Source organism: Mucilaginibacter sp. Mucisp73, assembly GCF_059491465.1.
Genome location: NZ_CP168507.1, coordinates 6,326,932 through 6,347,902, shown reverse-complemented (window position 1 = coordinate 6,347,902; position 20,971 = coordinate 6,326,932). Strand labels below are relative to the sequence as shown.

The 20,971-nt window shown below is 41.3% G+C and carries 19 protein-coding genes; 11 read left to right on the top strand and 8 right to left on the bottom strand.

Going from position 1 to position 20,971, the window contains the following annotated elements:
• Window positions 1-7: 7 nt before the first annotated feature.
• The gene (locus tag ACEN82_RS26425; protein ID WP_413322290.1) at window positions 8-1,741 is read right to left on the bottom strand and encodes a glycoside hydrolase family 13 protein; all 1,734 of its coding nucleotides are present in this window, start codon (window positions 1,739-1,741) and stop codon (window positions 8-10) included.
• Window positions 1,742-1,980: 239 nt separating this feature from the next.
• Between ACEN82_RS26425 and ACEN82_RS26420 the strand changes: the two genes are divergently transcribed.
• The gene (locus tag ACEN82_RS26420; protein ID WP_413322291.1) at window positions 1,981-3,327 is read left to right on the top strand and encodes a BamA/TamA family outer membrane protein; all 1,347 of its coding nucleotides are present in this window, start codon (window positions 1,981-1,983) and stop codon (window positions 3,325-3,327) included.
• A gap of 63 nt (window positions 3,328-3,390) precedes the next feature.
• On the opposite strand, the gene ACEN82_RS26415 is transcribed toward ACEN82_RS26420, so the two are convergent.
• Window positions 3,391-4,014: a hypothetical protein gene (locus tag ACEN82_RS26415; RefSeq protein ID WP_413322292.1), complete on the bottom strand. Its 624-nt coding sequence runs from the start codon at window positions 4,012-4,014 to the stop codon at window positions 3,391-3,393.
• Between the two features lie 259 nt (window positions 4,015-4,273).
• On the opposite strand from ACEN82_RS26415, the gene ACEN82_RS26410 reads away from it, so the two are divergent.
• Both ACEN82_RS26410 and ACEN82_RS26405 read left to right on the top strand, forming a co-directional pair.
• A complete protein-coding gene (locus ACEN82_RS26410) occupies window positions 4,274-5,020 on the top strand; it encodes a hypothetical protein (RefSeq protein ID WP_413322293.1) in 747 nt (248 codons plus the stop codon).
• A gap of 27 nt (window positions 5,021-5,047) precedes the next feature.
• Window positions 5,048-5,854, top strand: a complete 807-nt coding sequence (locus ACEN82_RS26405; protein ID WP_413322294.1) for a hypothetical protein — start codon at window positions 5,048-5,050, stop codon at window positions 5,852-5,854.
• Window positions 5,855-5,976: 122 nt separating this feature from the next.
• Here ACEN82_RS26405 and ACEN82_RS26400 read toward each other — a convergent pair whose 3' ends face one another.
• The 6 genes from ACEN82_RS26400 to ACEN82_RS26375 all read right to left on the bottom strand — a co-directional run bounded on the left by ACEN82_RS26400 (window position 5,977) and on the right by ACEN82_RS26375 (window position 12,856).
• Entirely contained in the window at window positions 5,977-6,357 is a 381-nt protein-coding gene (locus tag ACEN82_RS26400) for a hypothetical protein (protein ID WP_413322295.1), read from the bottom strand.
• 83 nt (window positions 6,358-6,440) lie between these two features.
• Window positions 6,441-8,684, bottom strand: a complete 2,244-nt coding sequence (locus ACEN82_RS26395; protein ID WP_413322296.1) for an FG-GAP-like repeat-containing protein — start codon at window positions 8,682-8,684, stop codon at window positions 6,441-6,443.
• A gap of 140 nt (window positions 8,685-8,824) precedes the next feature.
• Window positions 8,825-9,373 carry a hypothetical protein gene (locus ACEN82_RS26390; RefSeq protein ID WP_413322297.1) on the bottom strand — a complete coding sequence of 183 codons (549 nt, stop codon included), beginning with the start codon at window positions 9,371-9,373 and terminating at the stop codon, window positions 8,825-8,827.
• A 531-nt stretch (window positions 9,374-9,904) separates the two neighbouring features.
• Complete coding sequence (locus ACEN82_RS26385; protein WP_413322298.1) at window positions 9,905-11,032, bottom strand: acyltransferase family protein; 1,128 nt, start codon at window positions 11,030-11,032, stop codon at window positions 9,905-9,907.
• Between the two features lie 170 nt (window positions 11,033-11,202).
• Window positions 11,203-11,661 carry a putative quinol monooxygenase gene (locus ACEN82_RS26380; protein WP_413322299.1) on the bottom strand — a complete coding sequence of 153 codons (459 nt, stop codon included), beginning with the start codon at window positions 11,659-11,661 and terminating at the stop codon, window positions 11,203-11,205.
• Window positions 11,662-11,671: 10 nt separating this feature from the next.
• Window positions 11,672-12,856, bottom strand: a complete 1,185-nt coding sequence (locus ACEN82_RS26375; RefSeq protein ID WP_413322300.1) for an acetyltransferase domain-containing protein — start codon at window positions 12,854-12,856, stop codon at window positions 11,672-11,674.
• A 163-nt stretch (window positions 12,857-13,019) separates the two neighbouring features.
• On the opposite strand from ACEN82_RS26375, the gene ACEN82_RS26370 reads away from it, so the two are divergent.
• The 8 genes from ACEN82_RS26370 to ACEN82_RS26335 all read left to right on the top strand — a co-directional run bounded on the left by ACEN82_RS26370 (window position 13,020) and on the right by ACEN82_RS26335 (window position 20,940).
• Window positions 13,020-15,470, top strand: coding sequence for an outer membrane beta-barrel protein (locus ACEN82_RS26370; RefSeq protein ID WP_413322301.1), 2,451 nt, complete (start codon window positions 13,020-13,022; stop codon window positions 15,468-15,470).
• 433 nt (window positions 15,471-15,903) lie between these two features.
• Window positions 15,904-16,479 (top strand): Crp/Fnr family transcriptional regulator, encoded by a 576-nt coding sequence (locus ACEN82_RS26365; protein ID WP_413322302.1) that lies wholly within the window; start codon window positions 15,904-15,906, stop codon window positions 16,477-16,479.
• 65 nt (window positions 16,480-16,544) lie between these two features.
• The gene (locus ACEN82_RS26360) at window positions 16,545-16,949 is read left to right on the top strand and encodes a DUF4267 domain-containing protein (protein ID WP_413322303.1); all 405 of its coding nucleotides are present in this window, start codon (window positions 16,545-16,547) and stop codon (window positions 16,947-16,949) included.
• An 8-nt stretch (window positions 16,950-16,957) separates the two neighbouring features.
• Window positions 16,958-17,434: a hypothetical protein gene (locus ACEN82_RS26355; protein WP_413322304.1), complete on the top strand. Its 477-nt coding sequence runs from the start codon at window positions 16,958-16,960 to the stop codon at window positions 17,432-17,434.
• Window positions 17,435-17,672: 238 nt separating this feature from the next.
• Window positions 17,673-18,980, top strand: coding sequence for a site-specific integrase (locus tag ACEN82_RS26350; protein WP_413322305.1), 1,308 nt, complete (start codon window positions 17,673-17,675; stop codon window positions 18,978-18,980).
• 15 nt (window positions 18,981-18,995) lie between these two features.
• Complete coding sequence (locus ACEN82_RS26345; protein ID WP_413322306.1) at window positions 18,996-19,439, top strand: DUF6934 family protein; 444 nt, start codon at window positions 18,996-18,998, stop codon at window positions 19,437-19,439.
• Window positions 19,440-19,473: 34 nt separating this feature from the next.
• Window positions 19,474-19,635 (top strand): hypothetical protein, encoded by a 162-nt coding sequence (locus ACEN82_RS26340; RefSeq protein ID WP_413322307.1) that lies wholly within the window; start codon window positions 19,474-19,476, stop codon window positions 19,633-19,635.
• Between the two features lie 231 nt (window positions 19,636-19,866).
• Complete coding sequence (locus tag ACEN82_RS26335; RefSeq protein ID WP_413322308.1) at window positions 19,867-20,940, top strand: hypothetical protein; 1,074 nt, start codon at window positions 19,867-19,869, stop codon at window positions 20,938-20,940.
• Window positions 20,941-20,971: the final 31 nt, after the last annotated feature.

Below are 20,971 nucleotides of genomic sequence, written 5' to 3'. Positions count from 1 at the left end.
ACCGCTCCTATTTCACCTCATAAACCACCGCCTCATACGGCATAAGTGTACCGCTTTTTGATGGCTTTTGATAATTGCCGATTAAAACTGTGGCATTACCCAAATCCATACCCGTTTGAGCCGGAGCCGTTTTATTTGTAAAATTCAGAAGCACCAACAGCGTCCTGCCGTTCAACTCCCTGGTGTAGGCATAAGTATCGGGGTTTTGTGCATCGAGCAATGTATATTTTCCGTATACCAGTACCGGATTATCCTTCCTTAATTTTACTATCCGTCTGAAATAATTCAAAGTACTATTGGCATCTTTTTCCTGAACAGCAGCATTGATGCTTTTATAATTGGAATTTACCTTTATCCAGGGGGTACCGGTTGTAAAACCGGCATTGGCCGCGCTGTTCCATTGAAATGGGGTACGTCCGTTATCACGGCTTTCAAAGGCTATTCGTTTTAAATATGCAGGTAAATCGGCTCCTATATTTTTCTGCCGCTGATATTCATTTAGCGTTTGCACGTCACGATAGTCATCAATTGTGCTAAAGCCAGCATTGGTCATGCCCAGTTCGTCGCCATTATAATAGTATGGCGTACCGCGCATAGTCATCAAAAATGTAGTGAGCATTTTTGATGATACAGCCCTGAACTCCGGACTATCATTGCCGAACCTGCTTACCAGCCGGGCCTGGTCATGATTGGCTAAGAATATTGATAACCACCCCTTTGATGCAAAGGCACTATCCCATTTGGTAAATACCTGTTTTAAGTGAACTACGCTATAGCCTTCGGGTTTGGCAATATCCACACCTTCAAATGCGTAAGCCATGTTCAATTCATTTCTGTCGGCATCAACTAAATTATGGCCGTCTTCAAAAGTATTGCCTGCACCTTCGGCCACACTCATTACGTTATATTTACTGAGCACTTCTCTGTTCATTTCCTGCAGGTATCCGTGCAAATTGCCCTGTACGCCGTAATATTGGGTAAAGTTTTTTTCAAACCCTTTTGGGAACGCCGGGAAGGTAGTGTCCTTTGCAGCAAACTGGAAAGCATCCAGCCTGAAGCCGTCAATCCCCTTATCAGCCCAAAACTTCATTATGCCGTATACTTCATTCCTCAGTTTTGGATTTTCCCAGTTAAGGTCGGGCTGCTTGCGCGAAAAATAATGCAGGTAATAGGCATTGGTAAGCGAATCATAGCGCCAGGCATCGTGGTTTACGTCAAATAAACTGTAGCGATAAGCGGGTTTGCCCTTTTCGGCGTTCCACCAGTGATAATACTCCCGGTATGGATTGTTACGAGAGCTCCGGCTTTGTTTAAACCATTCGTGCTCATCGCTGCTGTGATTTACAACCAGGTCCATCACCAGTTTTATCCCGCGCGAATGCATGCCTTTCAGCAAAACATCAAAATCATCCATGGTTCCAAAATCCTTCATGATGTTGCGGTAATCGCTTACATCATAGCCATTATCGTCATTAGGCGAGCTGTAAATTGGGTTAAGCCAAACAACATCAACACCGAGGCTTTTGATATAATCAAGTTTGGAGATAATGCCTTTCAGGTCACCAATACCATCTCCATCGTTGTCCTTAAAGCTTCGGGGATAAACCTGGTAAACTACGGCTTCCTTCCACCATTTGCGATCAATAGTGTCTGCTCTGCCTTGATTGCTTTGCGCGGCCCCTGAAAAGGCGACAAGCATAAAAACAATGAAGGCCACAAAACGAATGTAAGGTACGTTCATGATTATAATTGGTTAAGTTTTAGCAGGACGAAACAGACTTTCTGTGGTTTATAACAAGAGAACATTAAGGTAGCAATATTTAAGCGAAACAAAAAATAATGCAACTAAATCCGTCGGCTTAGCGCCCGTATAAATTTGAAGTTCAAACATTATGCACATTTCGGGGTTTAGAAATGAGCTAACACCAATCACAATTAAACAGGCAGTAAATTGAATTTTTAATATTTATATCCGTTAGCGTGCATCACAAACCACCACATAAAATTTCATCCCTGTTTTTAAAGACGTTTTTATTTATACTATTTACGGGTATCGCAGCACACTCCTTTGGCCAGGTACTGGTACCTGCCGATTCGGTAAAGGCCGATTCATTGCGCATTAAAGAAAGAATAGTACAACCAGCCAAACCGACCGATACTTTATACAAACAATATGACTTTGGCGATCTGGTGCGTAACATACTTCATCCCGGCCGACCGGCTGCACCTCCTAATAAAAAGTCATCGGGAATTACCATCATACCTAATGTGGCATCTAATCCAACCATCGGGTCGCAAATTGGTATCAAGGCTGTAGCGGGTAAAAAATTAGGAAACGATCCTAATACCCTGTTATCGGTTGCTGCCACATCTGCTTCTATTACCACCAAGGGTATCATCTATTTTTATATCAACCATAACATATACACACCGGGTAATAAATGGAATTTTCAGGGCAGTTTGGTTGCAGCCAAAACGGTATCGCCCGATTATGGTTTGGGAATTGGCCAGGCATCAAGCGGCAGCGAAGCCGACCAGGTGTTGGCCAATCCCGGGCGTAAAGGCAGAGCGCTGCATTCGCAATTTTATAATATCCGCGAGAAGGTATACAAAGAGATAGATAAGGGATTATTTTTAGGTGCGGGCGCTTCTTTTGATATCAGGCGAAAAATTGAGGATACCAAGTCAACAACCGACCTCACCCCATACAATATCTATAGCGACCGTCATGGGTTTGCCCGCGACCATTATGCTGCTAACGGCTTGCTTTTTAACTTACAATACACTACCCGAGACAATCAAAACCGGGCCTACAGAGGGATTTACGTTGATGCCGGCTTCCGCGTTAATCAAAGCTGGATGGGAAGCTCCAAAAACGCGGTGCAGTTCACTACAGATTTCAGGAAGTACTTCAGCCTGTCAGAAACTAACCCCGAACATGTTGTTGCCTTCTGGAACTGGGGATCTTACCTGATCAGCGGTGACATCCCCTACCTTGAGCTGCCCGGCACCGGCAAAGATCCGGGCTTCCGGAGCGGCAGGGGGTATGTGGTACAATATTTTAAGGGTACGCAATACAACTACTCAGAAGTGGAATACCGATTCCCGATACTGCGGAATAAATTTTTAAGCGGCGTGGTATTTGCCAACCTGCAAACAACCAATGATGAATCGGGCACCAAAATATTCCAGGTATGGCAACCGGGTTATGGCGGCGGTTTGCGGGTACTATTTAATAAAGCAACCCGTACCAATCTTTGTCTTGACTATGCCTTTGGCCGGTATGGTTCAAAGGGGTTCTTTTTGGGCTTGAATGAAGCATTTTAAAACGGCCTCTATGTTAATCACGAAGGCCGTTTCGTTAAATCGACTACGATAGTTCTATATAGCTTACTTAGTATAAACAGCGAACTTTGTATTTTTAGCATTGAGCGGTGTCATCCATTTAATATCTTTTCTTTTGATCGTGCCGTTTAGTTGATCTGCAATTACCAATTGTTTTTTATTTATCAATATCGAGTCCTTATCGGAGGATATCGCGATCCATCCTGTTTCATCCACCATATAAAACTTATCATCAACCTTAACCAACACATCCTGATTGCCAGCTTTTGCTGCAGATAGTTTGTTATCAAACGTCCGGGCGATTTTTACCTCATCAAAATGTTCCAGCGTATTATGATAATCCAGATCGCCAATCGCCTTGTTTACCAGTTTTGAAAAAGAGTTTGACCCTGATCCTTTATCTAACCCAAAATACATTAGCGCTTTTGTATTGCCCGGCAAACTGCCCCAATGCTCGCTTTGCATAATGTTATTATAGCCTTTTTTAATGATCTTTAACTTAAACCTCATCTCCCCATCGGCCATAAAACTAAGTGAGATCTTAAAATAGCCCCGCACATCCGTTTTTCCAAGCAGTTTTTCATCAGCCCCGAAAATACCAGCCCCTTCAATTGGCAATAAGGTTTTTGAATCAACAACGAGACCGGCGATGTCTATATTTCTTGTCATTCTGTTATGTGTGTTGGCCAATAGCACAGTCGGGGTGAAAAACAGAAGTATCGCAACAAAAGACAACTTTGTTATTAAAAATTTATTCATGACAGTATTTAAGTTTAGGTGAAGATAGGAGTTTAACTAAAGAAAAAAAATACAACATAAAATATCTGTGCTGTTAATTATTATTCTTAATTTTATACTGCAAGCACCTGTAAAACAATCATGTAATACAACTACATGATATTCCTAACCATATCAATAACCGGGAAGCATGGCCAAAAAGAAAGCAGCCGATAAAGACAGCATATGGAAAAGCCTGCAATTGAAGCTGGGCGTAATTACTGTTATTTTAGGTTTAATAACTACCGGGTATAATCTAATTAAGAAAGATCTACCACCGCCGGTTAACCCTGATCTGAAGGCCAGCCTGGAAATTTCGTATATTAGCATGGTCAATGATATTTATGCCCTGGCAGGGGGTGACAGTGTCGTCCGGAAAAAGGACGCCTTTTATCTTGATTATCCCATACTCACTAATGAAATTTCAGATAAAAACCTTCAGAAAACCGACCAGCTTTTTAACGACACCACGGCTGTTGATTATGACCTGTTTATCACCTGCCTCATGATCCAGAACAAAGGCAAAGGCGATGCATCAGACATTGAGCTTGACGTGAGCAAGCTCAATATTAGCCAGCCGCTTACTGTAACTGAAGACCCTCAAAGCAAAAATGACTATGACAGCCAGATCAGGGCTAAGGGTACCGCTGTGAAACAAATTATAAAACTACCTTCAAGGCTTTCAACCGGGCAGGGAATTTTAATCCCCTTATTCGTGACTTATGATAAACCAAACCCTGTTAATAAAAACAGACAATGGAAAATTGAATCGAAAACAATTTTTCTGCCGGATAATATCCGCTATACGGAACCGGCGGATACCACTCGCAAGTCATTAATAATACGAAAAATGCTGAGCCCGGTGAGGCTGGCCGAAGGTGTACAGGGGCGCGGATAGTTCGACAATGATCAGATATTCATAAGAATGGAAAATAACGAAAACCCAGTACCGGCCAAACAACCTAAAAACAGCCTCGCCCCTATCCTGATAGTGGCTGGCTGTATTTTGATCATTGGCAACCTGTATTTTTATGTTGCCCGGCAAAAGCGAAATACTATAAAAAGACAACAATTGGACAGCCTTACTAAACAGTTGGACACCGCTAATGCGAAATTTGAAATTGGTTATGGCGAAATGAGCATAGCCTCATACAATAAGATGAAAATAGCTGCCGGCCAAAAAGATCACAGCCCTTTGGTTTACCCGGTAATGAAGAACGAAATAGATGATCTCATTACTGCAGGAAGCTATCACCCCGACTATGGAATTTCTTCCACCTACCTGGAGGAGTTTACAACTTTATACAGGCAAAAAAAGCTGAAGCCAATGGGTACGGCAGTAGCCTGCTTAATTATTAAACAAGTTGGAAAAGGCAAAGCAGAATCTGTAAAGCTCGACATCAACCGTTTAAAGCTTGATGAAGTAAGTGAAATGTTTGACCCTACCGATATCAATAAATTTACAGATCCGGAACGTACAGCTAAATCTTTCCATTCTAATTCCCTGCAAATAGATTTTGGCGCAATGGATACCGGAGACGCATGGCTTATGCCCCTTTACATCAGCAACGGTTTTTTAAGACTAACAGAAGGCGGCGATCCGCCGGGATGGTCGGTTACCGCCGGGCCAATACTTCTCCCGGTTAGTTTAAATTATATCAAAAAAGATAAGCGTATTCAAAAGATCACGCTGCAAGAAGTACTTAACCGGCCGATAGAGATCCTGGATTAAGAAACAGTTGAAGTACGATATGAACTATATGCCGTGGCACTGTATGCCGGTTAAACAAATTTTATAAATAAACAGGCCGCTCTAATCACAAGAAAAGCGGCCTGTTATTTTGTTACTACTGGTTATTGTCCGCTTGTGGCGCTCCAGCCATCACCCCAGCCACTGCCGCCTGCTGCTTTGCTGCCTTTCAAAAGCTTATCATATTTTACTGTTTGTTCTTTAGTTAAAACAGCTTTGATCTTTGAGATGGTAGCTTCCCGTAATGGCTTAATATCAACCATCATTTTCGTGTTATCACCTTTATCAGCAGCTTTGATCTTTTCAAACTTATCGGATGATTCCTGGTATATCACCGCAATTTTTTCGGTTTGTTTATCAGTGAGCTTTAATTGCTTTTGCAGGTCTTTTGATTTTTCAACAGGTTTGGCACCTGGCTTGGTCTGCGCGTTGCCTGCTGCAGCCAATCCAATGAACATGCAGCATAGTAATAAGAACTTTCTCATGGTTTAAGATTAAATTTTAATTGATATAAATGTAACCATTTTGATATAAATGAAGCCAATATTTTCTATTACAAATACTTAAGTTAATTTGTTTTAGCCGCCATCTGCATAGGCATACAAACGGGCATACTTTTACCCCTGAAAATCAGTTTTGTTAACTGGGTAGTTTTGTATTGTGCATTACCCTCGGTGATATTTAAGAACTGGTTAGGCGCCACATTTTTAAAGTATTGCACAGCCCCGCTGCCTGCCCATTTTATCTCAATTTCATCAATTATCTTTGCCTGGCCAATTCCTATCTCCTGCCGCAAAGGCGAAGATCCAAAACTCCCGCCCGAATTAACGTCCTTATAAACAGAACGTTTAACCCCATTTTCGGTAAAAGTGAGTTTAATATGGCTCCCGATGGCTGCATTATTGGCTTTTGTGCCATTCAATTTCAGACTGATCCAATTGTTATTGCTTATACCGGGGTTCATGTATAATGAACTGGTATACGAGTCGCCAATGTAAGCCCCTCCCATTTCGGCAAAAATATCCTGATGGCCGTTATTCCTCAAATCGGCAAATGCGATGCCGTGCCCCTTTTGCAAATTACCCGTACGCGATGAAGAAGTGATATCAGCAAAACGTTTACCCCCTATATTTCTGAAAAATTTGTTAGGCACAAGCGATTTAAAATCGGGGTTACCTGTACCAAAATACATATCAGGATAGCCATCGTTATCAATATCGCCAAAATTGGCCCCCATACTGTAAACTACTTTATCCAGTCCCGCCTCTTTGGTAACATTGGTAAATGTACCATTATGGTTGTTTTTATACAGGTAGATATTACCTGCTTCCGGAACGGTTTTGCCCAGGGCAGCAGCGGCACTGTAATACCCCAAAGTACGCTCAAAATGGTAATTGGCCACCATCAAATCGGGCCAGCCATCGTTATTATAATCATAAAACCAGGTAGTAAAGGTTCGTTGTTTGATCTGGTCAAGGCCCGATTGTACGGTCACATCTTCAAAATCAACCCCGGCCTGGGTTTTGCCTTTATTTCTAAGCAGGTATTTGCGCCCGTCCATGGTTGAAATAAATATGTCGGCAAAGCCGTCGTTATCATAATCGGCAGACGTTACCCCTTTTACAAAAGCTTTGATGCCGCAATGGGCAGCTGTGGTTATGTTGCTGAATGTGCCATTACGGTTATTCATATATAACTGGCAGGTTGATTCATCGGCGTAGTACATCGACTCCGAATTTTCGTTACCAACAAACACGTCCAGCCAGCCATCGTTATTAAAATCGGCCCAGGTTGCGGTTTGAGTAGGGTGAAGCATAAACAAACCACTTATGGCGGTTACATCAGTAAAAGTCCCATCGCCATTGTTGCGCAATAAGGAACTTGGTTGGTTGCCGAAGCCCTTGGTGAGCCATGCGCCACGCAAAACAAAAACATCCAGTTTACCATCATTGTTATAATCCGTTTGCTGGATATTAAGCCCCCCGGTAATCCCTTTTAAACCGGCGGCTTCGGTTCGGTCACTAAACGTGCCGTCCTGGTTATTTTGAAAGTAATGCATCGGATCGCTCAGGTCCCAGCCCGATGTCATGATATCAAGATAGCCGTCGTTATTAAAATCATCAACAATGACCCCGCCTGCCCGGCCGTTGATGTTAAGGCCAAGGCTACCGGCCACATCAACAAAGGGTTTAACCTGTGCTGCTGTATCCGGATCGGCATTAAGGCCGGGGATTAAGGCATTCTTAGGCACTTTTTGCGGATACTCGCCAAGCGTCATATAGGCTATGTTGATCAACCAGCGCGACTCATAATCATCGGGACGAAGCTTTAACAATGCTTTATACACTTCAATTGCTTTTCTTGAGCCGGTTTGGATCTTGTGTACCCCATCATCTTTAATTGGGAAGATGCACGACGAGCCGGTATGGTTAAGCATACAATTGCTCCGTTCACCCAAACGCATGTAAGCTATGGCCTGTTCAGGCAACGTTTCATCAGTCGACATGAAATCGATGTTATCCATCAGGTACTTATAAATATCAACTGATTGCTGCTCTTGTCCTGCTTTTAATAGCAGTGAGGCCTTTGAAAATAACACCTCGGGGCTTTTGCCAAGCTTTTTGGTTTTAAGCAGCGAATCGCAATAAGCCAGCTTCATTTCGGGGTTAAACGGGTTTGAAATGGTGTTATTCTTTTTATTTATCTGCTTCAGCACCTGGGCCATCTCCTCATTAGATGAGTTTTGGCATGATGCTATTATGGTAAAGCCGCACAGCAGCACAAGCGCGGCGGTAATTTTTTTCTTTATCATAGGATTTTTATATACCCTCGCGGATAAAATGCCAGGGCTTTTACCCGCGAAATGTGATATTAATTTGTTAATAGAAATTTCGGACAACACGACCAGGGGCATTACAAATGCCGGTCGGTAAATGAGCTAAATGAAGAAAATCAGCAGGTTGCCTTGGGTGGTTGTTCAGGAATATCCTGATGAGAACTTACTAACGATTGCACAGGCTGTACAACGTTTTTCGGCAAAGGCATCACCGGGCAATTAAATTCAAATTGCACAAATGAAAGGTTTACATTATCCTTTAAAACCATTTTGCCAAAGGGCACATGTTCTTTGGGAGAAACAGGAGCACCCTTTATTCCTTTTGCATCAAGCACATTGCTATCGGCAAAGCGGGTAGTTTTATAATTAGGAATGCACATCAGGTGAAGGGCATTCCTCGTCAATCGCATTTTTACGTAATTGTAGGTGGCGTTTCCAAATGTAATATGCCCCGATATATTTTCAAAAGTTCGCCAATCATGAATAGCAGGTAAGTTAACCGGGATAGAGACTTCGGTAAGGTCATTTACATTATACAAGCCTTTCCCAACCTGTTCATTAAAAAACCGGTCCGATTTATAAACCAGGTATTGATGCAAGGCCAGCTGCCCGCCAATGTTAAGCAGGTAAATATTGAGCAATATTAAAGCGATGGTCTTTTTCAAAGGTTTACAATTATCTAAAGATGAGATTTATAAACGATATTTTCAAGCTTTATCTATATTATTATGCACTTAGATATTATTTAACGGGATTTAAAACATATAATACCAGGCGCATAATTGACTCCCCTGGTCTGCGCTCAACCGGCCCCTCCTCTATGACTTCGCTGCATAGCGAGTAGGGAAAATAAAAAAACAGACATGGGCTGTATCATAAATCATGATCAGCTTTTCTTTAATTTATTCAGATACTTAAGCGATATATAGTTTGGGATTGGATTGCCCCGATTAACAAAAAGAGGGGTTAACAGGGTTAACACAATTCAGGGTTAACATTCTCTTAAATAATTAACAATCAACCAATTGAATATTATTTTTCAAAAATATGTTAACCCCCTTTTGTATAAATATTATCGGCTAAATTTCAACTCACAGGTAACACCACACCAGGGGTGGTCAATTTGATTTATGATACAACCCTACCAGCACAGCGATGTTCGGATGGGTCGATGCGTTTAATGTATACAATCAATATTATGCCTTTTTCAGCAGGAAACGTTTCTTTAACCAATCTCTGACAGGCTCATCATACAATTTGAGGCAGCCGTAGGCAATAGCTATACTGACTATAAAAATCCCCAGCCCGACAAGCAGGCCCTGCGCCATGGGGATCTTATTATTTGTTACCCAGGCTACATGGAAATATATTAAAGGATAATGCGTAATGTAAAGCGGGTACGAAATATCCCCCATAAATTTGCAAATCCTGACCGAGCTTTTACTTTTTAAACTCCCGCCAGCGCCGATAGCTACAATCAGCGGGAAAAGAATGATAATGCAGAACGATTCGTACAAACCGTTCATCCATAAATGCTCGCTGCCCCCTATCCTCGGCACACACAATATAGCGATGATCAGGAGGCTGCATACAGCAAATGCGCCTTTAATATGGATGAGCTTACCCATGCGGCAAAGCAGCATCCCGGCAAAAAATGGATAAAGCAACCGTGTGAAGCCAATATAGAGTTGTGTTTTATCAACCGACCAGCCGCCGATGACATCGCCCTGCGGGCCCATTACTGTATAATGGATCAGTAAACAGGCCGATAAAAATACCAATATAGCAAGCAAAGTTTTGGAGAATTTACGGATCACCAGCGCATACAGGATATTTGCGACATATTCAAAAAACAGCGACCAGGCCGGCCCATTTAAGGGGTGCATTTCCTGCCAGCCGCGGATATCCATAGAAGGCAGTATGGGTATCAGCGTACAACCAACCAACATTACCAATAGCATTTTCCAAACCGGCGTATCATGAATAAGCGGAAAGGCTGTGCCGCTTTGCGAATAGAAGAACAGCGCACCAATAATTGATCCGACAATAACCATTGGCTGCAGACGAATAAGACGGCGTTTATAAAAATCCCATTGGGTCATTTTACCCCAGCGATCGTCATAGGCGTAGGCAACTACGAAACCCGAGAGCACAAAAAAGAAATCGACTGCCAGGTATCCGTGATTTATTATTTGATTAAAACGATTGCCGGAATAGGTTTCAAAAACATGAAAAGCCACTACAAAAAGGGATGCCACACCGCGCAATCCGTCAAGAATTTGATAATGGCCTTTTGATTCCAGGTACGTAGGGTTTTTACTCATCAGCAGGAAAAAACAAGTATGATAAATTGGTTAACTCAGCTTCAATAATGCGCGATGCGAACCGGGCGCAATACAATGGCTAAATATGCTTTAATTTATCGGCAAGTCAAAACCCGAAGCTGGGAAAAAAGAAAAGCACCCCGGCAGCTGAAGGTTTAGGGTGTACGGTGCTATAAGCGCGGTTTAGCGGCAAGCACTATGGGAACAGTTTCCACAAGCTCAAGCGATTTAACCATATCTTTTGTGGTGCTTTTGTATTTTTTAAAATGAGTTGTTTGCAAATGGGCCTGGTAAGCGGCGGCATCGGCATAGATTTCAAAAACTGTTATGTGGGTGGGGTTATTCTTTTCGGCTACTGCGTATAGGGTTAAAACGCCGGGTTCAACGCGCACAGCGGTTCCGGCATGCTCTTTAAGCGCAGCCATATAATTCTGCAATTGAGCAGAATCAATTACAAGTTTGGCTATGCGTACCACATTGTTTTTATCCTGGGCGGCGGCACTATGTGGCGAAGATATCGATAACATAAAAATTATTAAAACTGATAACAACCCGCTGCCAAAAGCTGGTATCCATGCTGTGCGGGTGTATTTTCCTGGGGTTCCTGAAATTACGTTCATAGCTTCCATTTTTTAAATTTTATAAATAACTCAACCACCATTTTCCTTTGTTGGCCTGTTTGTAATCATCATAGCGCTTGCATAAAGGATATAAGGCCATTACTATTCCAATCCAAACAAGATACGCAACCGGCAATGAAAACCCGTAGCCCTTCAGGTTTGTTGTAAACCAGATAGGTTGTTTCAGGAACCAGATCGTCCAGTCCTGCCCGGGCGTAAGCGCTGATGCGATAATTGCTATCAGGTGGATTATATAAATATGAATAAGGTAATAAAACATGGGCACCCTACCATATACCGAAACTACTTTTACAACAGCTCCTTTTGATTTTTCGGTGAATGACAGGAACAGAAAGGCCGCACCCAGCGTCAACAGGAGGTACAACAACGATGGCGGATATTTATTTACCTTAATAAATGACAGGATGGTAAATAATGTATTTTTCTGTACGCTCCATTTCACCGGATCTCCATATAGATTGGTATAACGTAATACAATAAACAAAGCAATACAAGTGGCACCGGCTATCCATAAGTTTCGTTGCCTTTTGCCAACCTCATAGCCCGCCGTATACCATCCGCCTAAACAATAACCTAATGACATAACCGCCATAAGGGGTACAATGGGATACCCTATCAATAAAATTTCCTTATGCCAGGTAAAAAACTGCTGGTCATGAAGCAGCGACCAGCCAAAAGCCGGCAAGGTGCTGCCCGGCATATGAATGCCGTCTAAAAGATTATGCCCCAATATGATTATAACGCTAATGCCCAGGATCAATTTTTTAGGCAGATGGATCAATGCCGCCAGTATGATCATGCTTAAGCCCAGCGCCCATATAGTAATAAAGAAAAACATGGGAAACGTGATATTGAAGTTCCAGCCGAAGTTAACCACAAACATTTCGAGAAATATGAGCCACAATCCCCGTTTTACCAGGAATATGGATAACTCTTTTTTAGTTTTCTTTTGCCCGATGAGGTATGCCGATGTTCCGGCAAGCAGCATAAATATCGGGGCGCAAAAATGAGTTATCCACCTGGTGAAAAATAATATGCCGCTTGTTTTTGTAAGGTCAAGCGGATCATAAAAAAATGATCCGGAGTATAAATAGTCCCTCACATGATCAAGTGCCATAATAATCATGATAGTACCCCGGAGAAAGTCAATAGAGGTTATCCGGTTTTTTATAATTGCGCTCATTCAGGTTTTTTATGATGAAGTTACTATTTATATAGATAGATTTTAACGAATGCGTATTTCTTGACATTGACATTAAGAGCACAATCCATTTTCCGATGCATGATGCATCTTTCCAGTTACCATTTTTATGTAACTATTTTAACTAAAATGATGTCTTGTAGTTATGAAACTACTCCAGGCGTTCTTTTTGACCTTATTCACATTGTTGCTACCCGCCGTTTCCGATGCGCAAACCGGAGGTGGTAAAATTTCGGGGTTAGTTTTAGATGATGCTAAAAAACCGCTCGATGGTGCAACCGTAACCTTGCTTATCGCAAAAGATTCTACGGTTGTAAGTACGCTGCTTACCCATCCGGACGGCAGTTTTGCCTTTCAAAATTTAAAAGATGATACTTATCTGGTTAAGGCAACCTATATGGGCTATAAAAATTACCGAAGCGCCCCTGTAGTTCTCAACCAGCAACAACCGGTTAATTTACCGGCATTCATTTTACCCTTAGCGGGCAAAACGTTGAATGAAGTAGCTATAACCGGTAAAAAATCTTATGTTCAGCAAAAAATCGACCGCACAATAGTTAATGTAGGCGCATTGATATCCAATACCGGCGCCAATGCTTTGGAAGTGTTGTCAAAAACGCCCGGCGTGCAAATAGATGCCGATGGCAATATTACCTTTAAGGGGAAAAGCGGGGTGCTGGTAATGATTGATGATAAACCAACTTATCTTTCGGCTGCAAACCTGGCCACGTACCTGCGTTCTTTACCATCTTCATCTTTGGACCAGATAGAGCTGATGGATAATCCGCCGGCTAAGTATGATGCGGCAGGTAACGCGGGCGTAATCAATATCAAAACTAAGAAAAACACCACCAGGGGATTTAATGCGGTAGTGTCTGCCGATTACGCGTTGGGTTTTTATTACCGCAATAATGAAAGCATCAACCTTAATTACCGTTTCGACAAAGTTAACCTGTTTGCTAACCTTGCTTATAATAAACAAAGAACCTACCGAAGGCTTGAAATTGACCGCGATTATTTTGATATGAACGGAGACCAAACCTCCTCGCTAAAAGATATTTCCTATTTCAGACCGACAAGCAACAATACCAATATTAAAACCGGGATGGATTACTATGCATCGCCGAAAACAACCTGGGGGGTGGTATTTACCGGCACCTTATCGCACGACCATGACAGCAGCCCTGTAAACAGTTTATTATATGGCAAAAACGGCCAATTGGATTCAACCATTAATACCCTCAATACTTCCAAAAACAGCTTTAAAAGCGGAGGCATCAACCTAAATTACACCCATAAATTTGATAGTGCCGGCAGGGCGCTCACATTCGACCTGGATTATATCCGAGATGTATCGGGCAGTAACCAGTTGTTTGTAAATAATACCTTTTTGCCCGATGGCACTTTAACAAACTCAACCACGCTGAGCGATAATCTACCTGCTACTATCAATATCTACTCTGCAAAAGCCGATTATTCCCATCCACTCAAAGGCAAGGCAAAGCTGGAGGCCGGCGTTAAGAGCAGCTATGTAAATACGGATAATGCCGCCAATTACTTTAATGTAATTAATAACGTAAGCACTATTGATTATAACAACACTAACCGTTTTTTATATAAAGAGAATATAAATGCCGCCTATGTTAATTTCAATAAAAAATTAGGCCGCTTCGCATTACAAACCGGCTTGCGGTTAGAGAACACCAATGGCAAGGGGCATCAATTAGGTAATGTTCAAAGGGCCGACTCGTCTTTTGCTAATCATTATACAAACCTGTTTCCAACCGCGTATTTTTCCTACAACCTCGATACAGCAGGGCATAAAGTATTAGTTATTTCTTACGGTCGCCGGATAGGCCGGCCGAATTATGGGAGTTTAAACCCCTTTACCTTTTTTGTAGACAAGTTTACCTACTTTTCAGGCAACCCTTTCCTGAAACCACAGTTTACCGATAATTATAAGCTGGCCTATAGTTTCAAAAGCCTGTTTACCGTTGCGGTTGCATACAATTATACCACCGATGTTCAAAATGAAACCATTCACAAAAATAGCAACGTATTCATCAGCACCACCGGTAACATAGGGCAACGGAAAACACTGGATTTTTCTGTCAATACCAATCTTCAGCCAACCAAATGGTGGTCGGTTAATTTATATGCCGAGGTATATAATAACACCTACCAGGGCATGTTTTACTCTGGCTACCTCCATCAATCTCAAAGCACATTTAGCGGCAATGGCAATAACCAATTCACCTTATCAAAAACCTGGAGTGCCGAATTAAGCGGCTTTTATGATAGCGGCGGCACTTACGGCCAGTTTGTTACGATACCCAAAGGCATGCTCAATGCCGCTATTCAGAAAAAAATATTGAATAACAAAGGTTCAATCAAATTAAATGCACGGGATATTTTTCACTCGTTTCGCCCAAGCGGTACCATTACCAATATTGAAGGAGCACATGCAACCTTCCATAATTTTTTAGATACCCGGGTGGTAACCCTTGCCTTTAACTATAGCTTCGGCAAATTAACAAACGTCCCTAAAAAGCGTGATACCGGCGGTGCGGATAGTGAACAAAACAGGGCGCATTAGTTTCAATATTGCCCGGAAATTAACAAGCGCAGCATATTCTGATCCCCTTAAAAATCACGCTTGTTTGCAGAGCGTTTTATTTTACCAAAGAGATAATAAAGAATTAAAGCAAGCATGGTCCAGTAGAATGCGAACCCGATAAGAAAAAACGGGGGCGGCGTATCCGGCTCTTGCCTTAAAAAGTTAATAAAAGGTATCAGGGGCCCTATCAAAATAACTTTAACAGGTAATAAAATTGTGGAAACCACATTCCTCCAGCCTGTTTCTGATCCTGTTCCCAGGAAAGACTCGCCATTCCCGGGAAAGAGCCTCACTTCCGATAAAGCAAGAGCATTAGTGATAAATTGAAAGGCAAACGCAGAAACGAGGAAGAGAATAACAAACTTTGTTCTTGAAGTTTGAGTTTAACGATACTGTAATTTAATTTAGCTCAATGGAGTTGTTAATAGAAAAAATTAAAAGTTATGTCCCGCTCTCTTTCGATGACGAAGGTATAGCGCGCACTTTATTTCACAAGAAAACTCTTAAAAAGGGCGAGCATCTGCTTAAAGCAGGCGATATTTGCCGCTACGTTGTTTTTATCGAAACCGGGCTTGTGAGATATTATATTAACAATGATGGAGTAGAACAAACCAATTACTTTAATAAAGAAAATGAGTTTGTGTGCGACTATATAAGTTTCCTGCCCCAAACTCCCTCGTACGTTAATATACAGGCACTGGAGGATACCACTATCTGGGTGATTAGTTACGTTGGTATGCAGCAATTTTATAAAGAAGTAACAACAGGCGAAAGATTTGGCCGCCTGGCAATAGAACAGGTATTTGTAAGTGTAATCAGCCAGATAGGTTCTTTATATACCGATTCGCCCGAAACCAGGTACGCGAAGTTCTTAAGTGATTATGCCGATATTGCACAGCGTATTCCTCAATACTATATAGCCTCCTATGTAGGTATTAAACCACAATCGTTAAGCCGTATCCGTAAACGGATCTGGGATAAGCATTAATTAACCTGGGTGAATGGATGGAAGATTTCCATTGCCCAGCTTTGTACTGTTAAAAATAACAGTACATGAAAACAATAAACAAAACACAACAATGGGGCATCCGGTCAGTATCCTTTTGGATGACCCTGTTCATCGCAGTAGGCATCATTTTCGTCGGTGCCCGCTTCATAATAAGCCCTGGAACAGGCGCTACAGGCTATGGTATTCCCATCATTAGTAAAGAGGATTTACCATTTGGAAGAATAAAAGGCATCCGCGACATTTTTTCGGGAGTGGTCCTGCTACCCCTTTTATTGTTGCGTATGCGCAGGGCAACAGCCTGGGTATTTACATCAGCAATAACTGTTCCGGCAGCCGACTTCCTCATCGTGCTTTCAACCAACGGACCGTTGGATATCTCTCATTTAATGATCCATGGGTTAACCGCAGCCTATATGGCTATCACCAGTTTTTTGTTATTTAAATCCTAATTAATTTTATGAATTCCTACACGCTTTTACAAATATGCCTCTTTATGCACCTTACCGGTCTCACGCTAATGGCGGGAACCGATATTGTTGAGTTTGTTGCGTTCAGAAGCATTTTAAAAACCTATCAAACTAATAAAGATGCCGCAGTACACCAAATTGGTATACTATCCAGATTTTCCGTTTTACTACTTATCGGCGGTATATTATTAGTACTTTCAGGAATAGGTTTCCTGATTATTACGCATAATGCCTTCGGCAATCAGCTATGGTTTAAAATTAAGATGATATTTGTACTTGGGCTTGTGCTTAACGGCATGCTAATGGGGCAAAAGAGCGGGAACCGGCTTAAACAAAGTTTGACAATAGGCAACAATGTAAAAGCCCAGCAGGTTGAAGATGCCATCCGCACTATGATCAGGTTTCATTTTATACAGCTTTGCATCTTCTTTATTGTGGTGCTAATGGCCGTTTTTAAGTTTAATTAAGTTGGAAAGTTGCGCTTTCATGCAAAACAAAAGCCTCAAATCTTTCGACTTGAGGCTTTTGACTTTCTTCTGGTAGCGGGAGCAGGACTATATTTTGCTTTTTAGTAAAATATGTTTATGTTTGTTTTTGATTATAAAATGCTGATAATCAAAAGATAATGAGAAAAATTTCTTTCTGCTAATTTCCCATATATGAACTTAAAAGAAAGAAATTGCACCGCACATTGCACCGCACTTTATGGGAGTTAAAAGAAAATACGGACGTTTTTATCTGGACACAAAACCTGATGTTCAGGGTTGCCTTCCCCTCATTTTTGAGTTTACTTATAGGGGGCTAAGAGATACTGAGGGCAAATATAAAAGAAATAGGTTACGCCACTATACAGGCATGCGCGTTCCCGGCAAAAAGTTGGCCAGCAAAAAAGTTTTAAACTATGCCTGTTGGGACACCCGGCAACAAACCGCAAGGGGCTACAGGGGCGCGGATGATGTCAATGCCTACATTACCACGATTGTAGATAAAGTTTCCAAATATATACGCAATAAGAACGAGCAGTTTCAACCGCTTGACATTGCAGAACTGAAGAAATTAATCACGGTAAATCACATCACCAGCCACGAAACTATTGTGTCTTTCTGCGAAAGTTACCTTTTGAGGTACAACAAGCCAGGCCAGGAAAGCACCAAAAAGAATATCAGTACAATGGTATCTTCGCTGAAGGAGTTTACGGACAAGCAGCCCCCGTTGCTGGCCAATATCAACAAGGACTTTATGGACGGCTTTGTCAGTTATCTGACCAACGTAAAGAAAAACAACAATACCACCGTAGAGAAAAAAATATCCATGCTGCAACAAATACTTCGCGAGGCACAGGAACATGGTCTTTTGACTACGGCCACGGCATTAGAAGAGATGAAAATAAAACGCAGTGCTACGGACATCATTTTCTTGAAACAAAGGGAATTGGCAACTTTGGAAAAGTTCAGCCCTCATACTGACAGATTGGTAAAATTAAAGGATGCTTTTTTATTTGGATGTTATACAGGCTTGCGGTATAGCGACTTGCAACAAATACACCAGGCACACTACCATAAAAAAACCGACAAGGGAGAGCAATATCATGTTTTACGGTTTGTGATTAAAAAGACCAGGAAAACCCACGAGATTGCGTTGCCCCCTAAAGCTGTCGCCATTATAGAACGATATTGGGACAAACAGAAGTTTAAAAAGTTACTGCCGGTTCCAACCAACCAAAAGTTTAATGATTACCTTAAAGAGCTTTGCGAAAATGCCAAACTCAATACTGAGATAGAGATTACCGCCCAATTTGGCAGTGAGGTAAAGACCGAGATCAAGAAGAAGTTTGAAGTTATTTCCTGCCACTCGGCCCGGCATACGTATGCCATCTTAAGTTTGGAAAATGGCATGCGTCCTGAAGTATTACAACGTAACTTAGGCCACTCTAAATTATCGCAGACGATGGAGTATGTAACTATCCTCGATAATGTAAGACACTTTGAAACCTTAAAAGCTTTTGCCAGTTAATGCTATCTTGTAAAAATGAATTTTAAAGGCTATAACTACTATGCTGCGAGTGACTATAAAGATTATTTCTTTTACAGCGATGGGCCCAATGGTCGTATAAAAAAATTAGTCGTTTATGAAAAAATTAACGATGAACCGCTGGTCTATAACCTGGCTTTTGGTGACGAAGATCCGGAAACTGGCCTTTTACTTGACAGGGTGAAAAGCAGTAACGATGATCGCGATGCCATCCTTGCTACCGTTGCGCACACAATCGGGGATTTTAGTGATCATTATGGTAAACCAATGATACATGTCATCGGCAGCAACATAGTCAGGACGCGGTTATATCAAATGAGCATTTCTAAAATCTACGATGAGATTTGCTCGATTTATACCGTACAGGGCTATCGGGAAGGTGTTTGGGAGTTTTTTCAGAAGAATGTCAACTATGAGGCATTTGTTGTTCAGAAGAATTAAAATAACTATATTTGGTAATATAATTAATAGGATTATGTCAACAATAAAAAGAGCAGCCGAGATCAAATCAGCACCGTTAGGCGGCGCCATTGTCCGCAACTCAGTTAAAAGCCACGCCAGCGATCCTGTTGTTGTTAAAAAAGCAGAAGAAGCAAAGGCTTTTTTTAAGAAAGCAGGTTTCCCGAAAGGTAAATAAAACGAGATATAGTTATCTATTGATCTAAAGACATAAAGATATAGCGATCTATTGATCTAAAGAGATAGAGTTACAAAAGCCGGAATTATCCGGCTTTTTCCGTTTTATTTAAGTAGAATAGGGCCAAAACCAAGTGAATTAACCACATCCCGTATTAACCTGCCGTCCATTATTTGTTTTTTATATAATTTTGGTTAAAACATTTTAACCAATATATAATACCATAATCTAATGTCAAAGGGGAAATATAACGTACGCGATTTCTTTGATGTACATTTAAAAAACAAAATTTCTTCCGTACACCGGTACATCCACCGGGTGGCCTATGACGATCAAAAGCCGGTAAAGACACGTCTATTTACTTATGTAGAAGATATATTAGCCCATGCCCTGCACGATCACTATTGTATAACCCTGATCGAATGCCCGTTTAAATTTAATTTTGAGTCCTTACTTAATCAATTTGGCTGGTTTTGCCAATTCATGTATTTTAATTTTTCTGAAACTAAAATCCAGTTTGATATTTTAAATAAGCTCAGAGAAAAAGATTTAAGTGTGCAGGAAATCAATATGTTGCTTGAAATCCTGGCCAACGACAAGGAGCCTTATCAGTTTCCGCTTAATAAATACCAGGGAAAGGCAAAATTCGCCCTTATGAAGCGTCAAAACATGGATGAGAAAGGAACCGTTACATATTTCATAGAGCGCGATCAACATTTCAGACTTGTATTTGCTGAAGCGCTGGAAAGCCTTCGGGAACAAAAACATGACGAGGAGTTTGCGGTAGATATGGTTGTTGATGGTCACCCGTTAGACTTGACAGTTAATGACGAAGGCCGAGTGCCTGATGAGCAGGACATTAGCGGCCCTAAAAAATATGAACCCTCATTATATGGGTATTTGCGATTAAACGACTATTTAAATACGGAGCAACAGCAAATAGTCATCAATTTTTTGTACGACCTGCTGAAAGATTTCTTTTATAAAGAGATTTCATTTAAAAACTTTGAAGCTATATTTTATCAGGAACAAAGTATTGCTGTTTCGCTAAATGTTTCCAAGCCCTCTCTCAATCATCTTGACGCTCAAAAAATACATTGGCTGTTACGCTGTTTAAAAGCCAAAATTATATCTGCCAGTTGGGATGTAGTTGCCAACAAAATTGTGGTTTACAATAAAAAAGGAAAGATCATAAAATCCGTTTACGGTATCAGTGAGGACAAAATTCCACCCAATAAAAGAAAGTATATAGAGAATCTACTCAAACCATTGCTTAGTCAACTCCCCGAGTACCTTTCGATTTAGACAAGCAGGCGAATATAAACGCAAAAGTTTT

Excerpts from the sequence above, each read along its gene's own strand:
- ACEN82_RS26370 (WP_413322301.1), top strand. The coding sequence starts at position 13,020 with ATGAAACTACTCCAGGCGTTCTTTTTGACCTTATTCACATTGTTGCTA.
- ACEN82_RS26360 (WP_413322303.1), top strand. The coding sequence starts at position 16,545 with ATGAAAACAATAAACAAAACACAACAATGGGGCATCCGGTCAGTATCC.
- ACEN82_RS26405 (WP_413322294.1), top strand. The coding sequence starts at position 5,048 with ATGGAAAATAACGAAAACCCAGTACCGGCCAAACAACCTAAAAACAGC.
- ACEN82_RS26380 (WP_413322299.1), bottom strand. The coding sequence starts at position 11,661 with ATGGAAGCTATGAACGTAATTTCAGGAACCCCAGGAAAATACACCCGC.
- ACEN82_RS26340 (WP_413322307.1), top strand. The coding sequence starts at position 19,474 with ATGTCAACAATAAAAAGAGCAGCCGAGATCAAATCAGCACCGTTAGGC.
- ACEN82_RS26400 (WP_413322295.1), bottom strand. The coding sequence starts at position 6,357 with ATGAGAAAGTTCTTATTACTATGCTGCATGTTCATTGGATTGGCTGCA.
- ACEN82_RS26385 (WP_413322298.1), bottom strand. The coding sequence starts at position 11,032 with ATGAGTAAAAACCCTACGTACCTGGAATCAAAAGGCCATTATCAAATT.
- ACEN82_RS26345 (WP_413322306.1), top strand. The coding sequence starts at position 18,996 with ATGAATTTTAAAGGCTATAACTACTATGCTGCGAGTGACTATAAAGAT.
- ACEN82_RS26415 (WP_413322292.1), bottom strand. The coding sequence starts at position 4,014 with ATGACAAGAAATATAGACATCGCCGGTCTCGTTGTTGATTCAAAAACC.
- ACEN82_RS26395 (WP_413322296.1), bottom strand. The coding sequence starts at position 8,684 with ATGATAAAGAAAAAAATTACCGCCGCGCTTGTGCTGCTGTGCGGCTTT.
- ACEN82_RS26355 (WP_413322304.1), top strand. The coding sequence starts at position 16,958 with ATGAATTCCTACACGCTTTTACAAATATGCCTCTTTATGCACCTTACC.
- ACEN82_RS26410 (WP_413322293.1), top strand. The coding sequence starts at position 4,274 with ATGGCCAAAAAGAAAGCAGCCGATAAAGACAGCATATGGAAAAGCCTG.
- ACEN82_RS26425 (WP_413322290.1), bottom strand. The coding sequence starts at position 1,741 with ATGAACGTACCTTACATTCGTTTTGTGGCCTTCATTGTTTTTATGCTT.
- ACEN82_RS26350 (WP_413322305.1), top strand. The coding sequence starts at position 17,673 with ATGGGAGTTAAAAGAAAATACGGACGTTTTTATCTGGACACAAAACCT.
- ACEN82_RS26335 (WP_413322308.1), top strand. The coding sequence starts at position 19,867 with ATGTCAAAGGGGAAATATAACGTACGCGATTTCTTTGATGTACATTTA.
- ACEN82_RS26365 (WP_413322302.1), top strand. The coding sequence starts at position 15,904 with ATGGAGTTGTTAATAGAAAAAATTAAAAGTTATGTCCCGCTCTCTTTC.
- ACEN82_RS26375 (WP_413322300.1), bottom strand. The coding sequence starts at position 12,856 with ATGAGCGCAATTATAAAAAACCGGATAACCTCTATTGACTTTCTCCGG.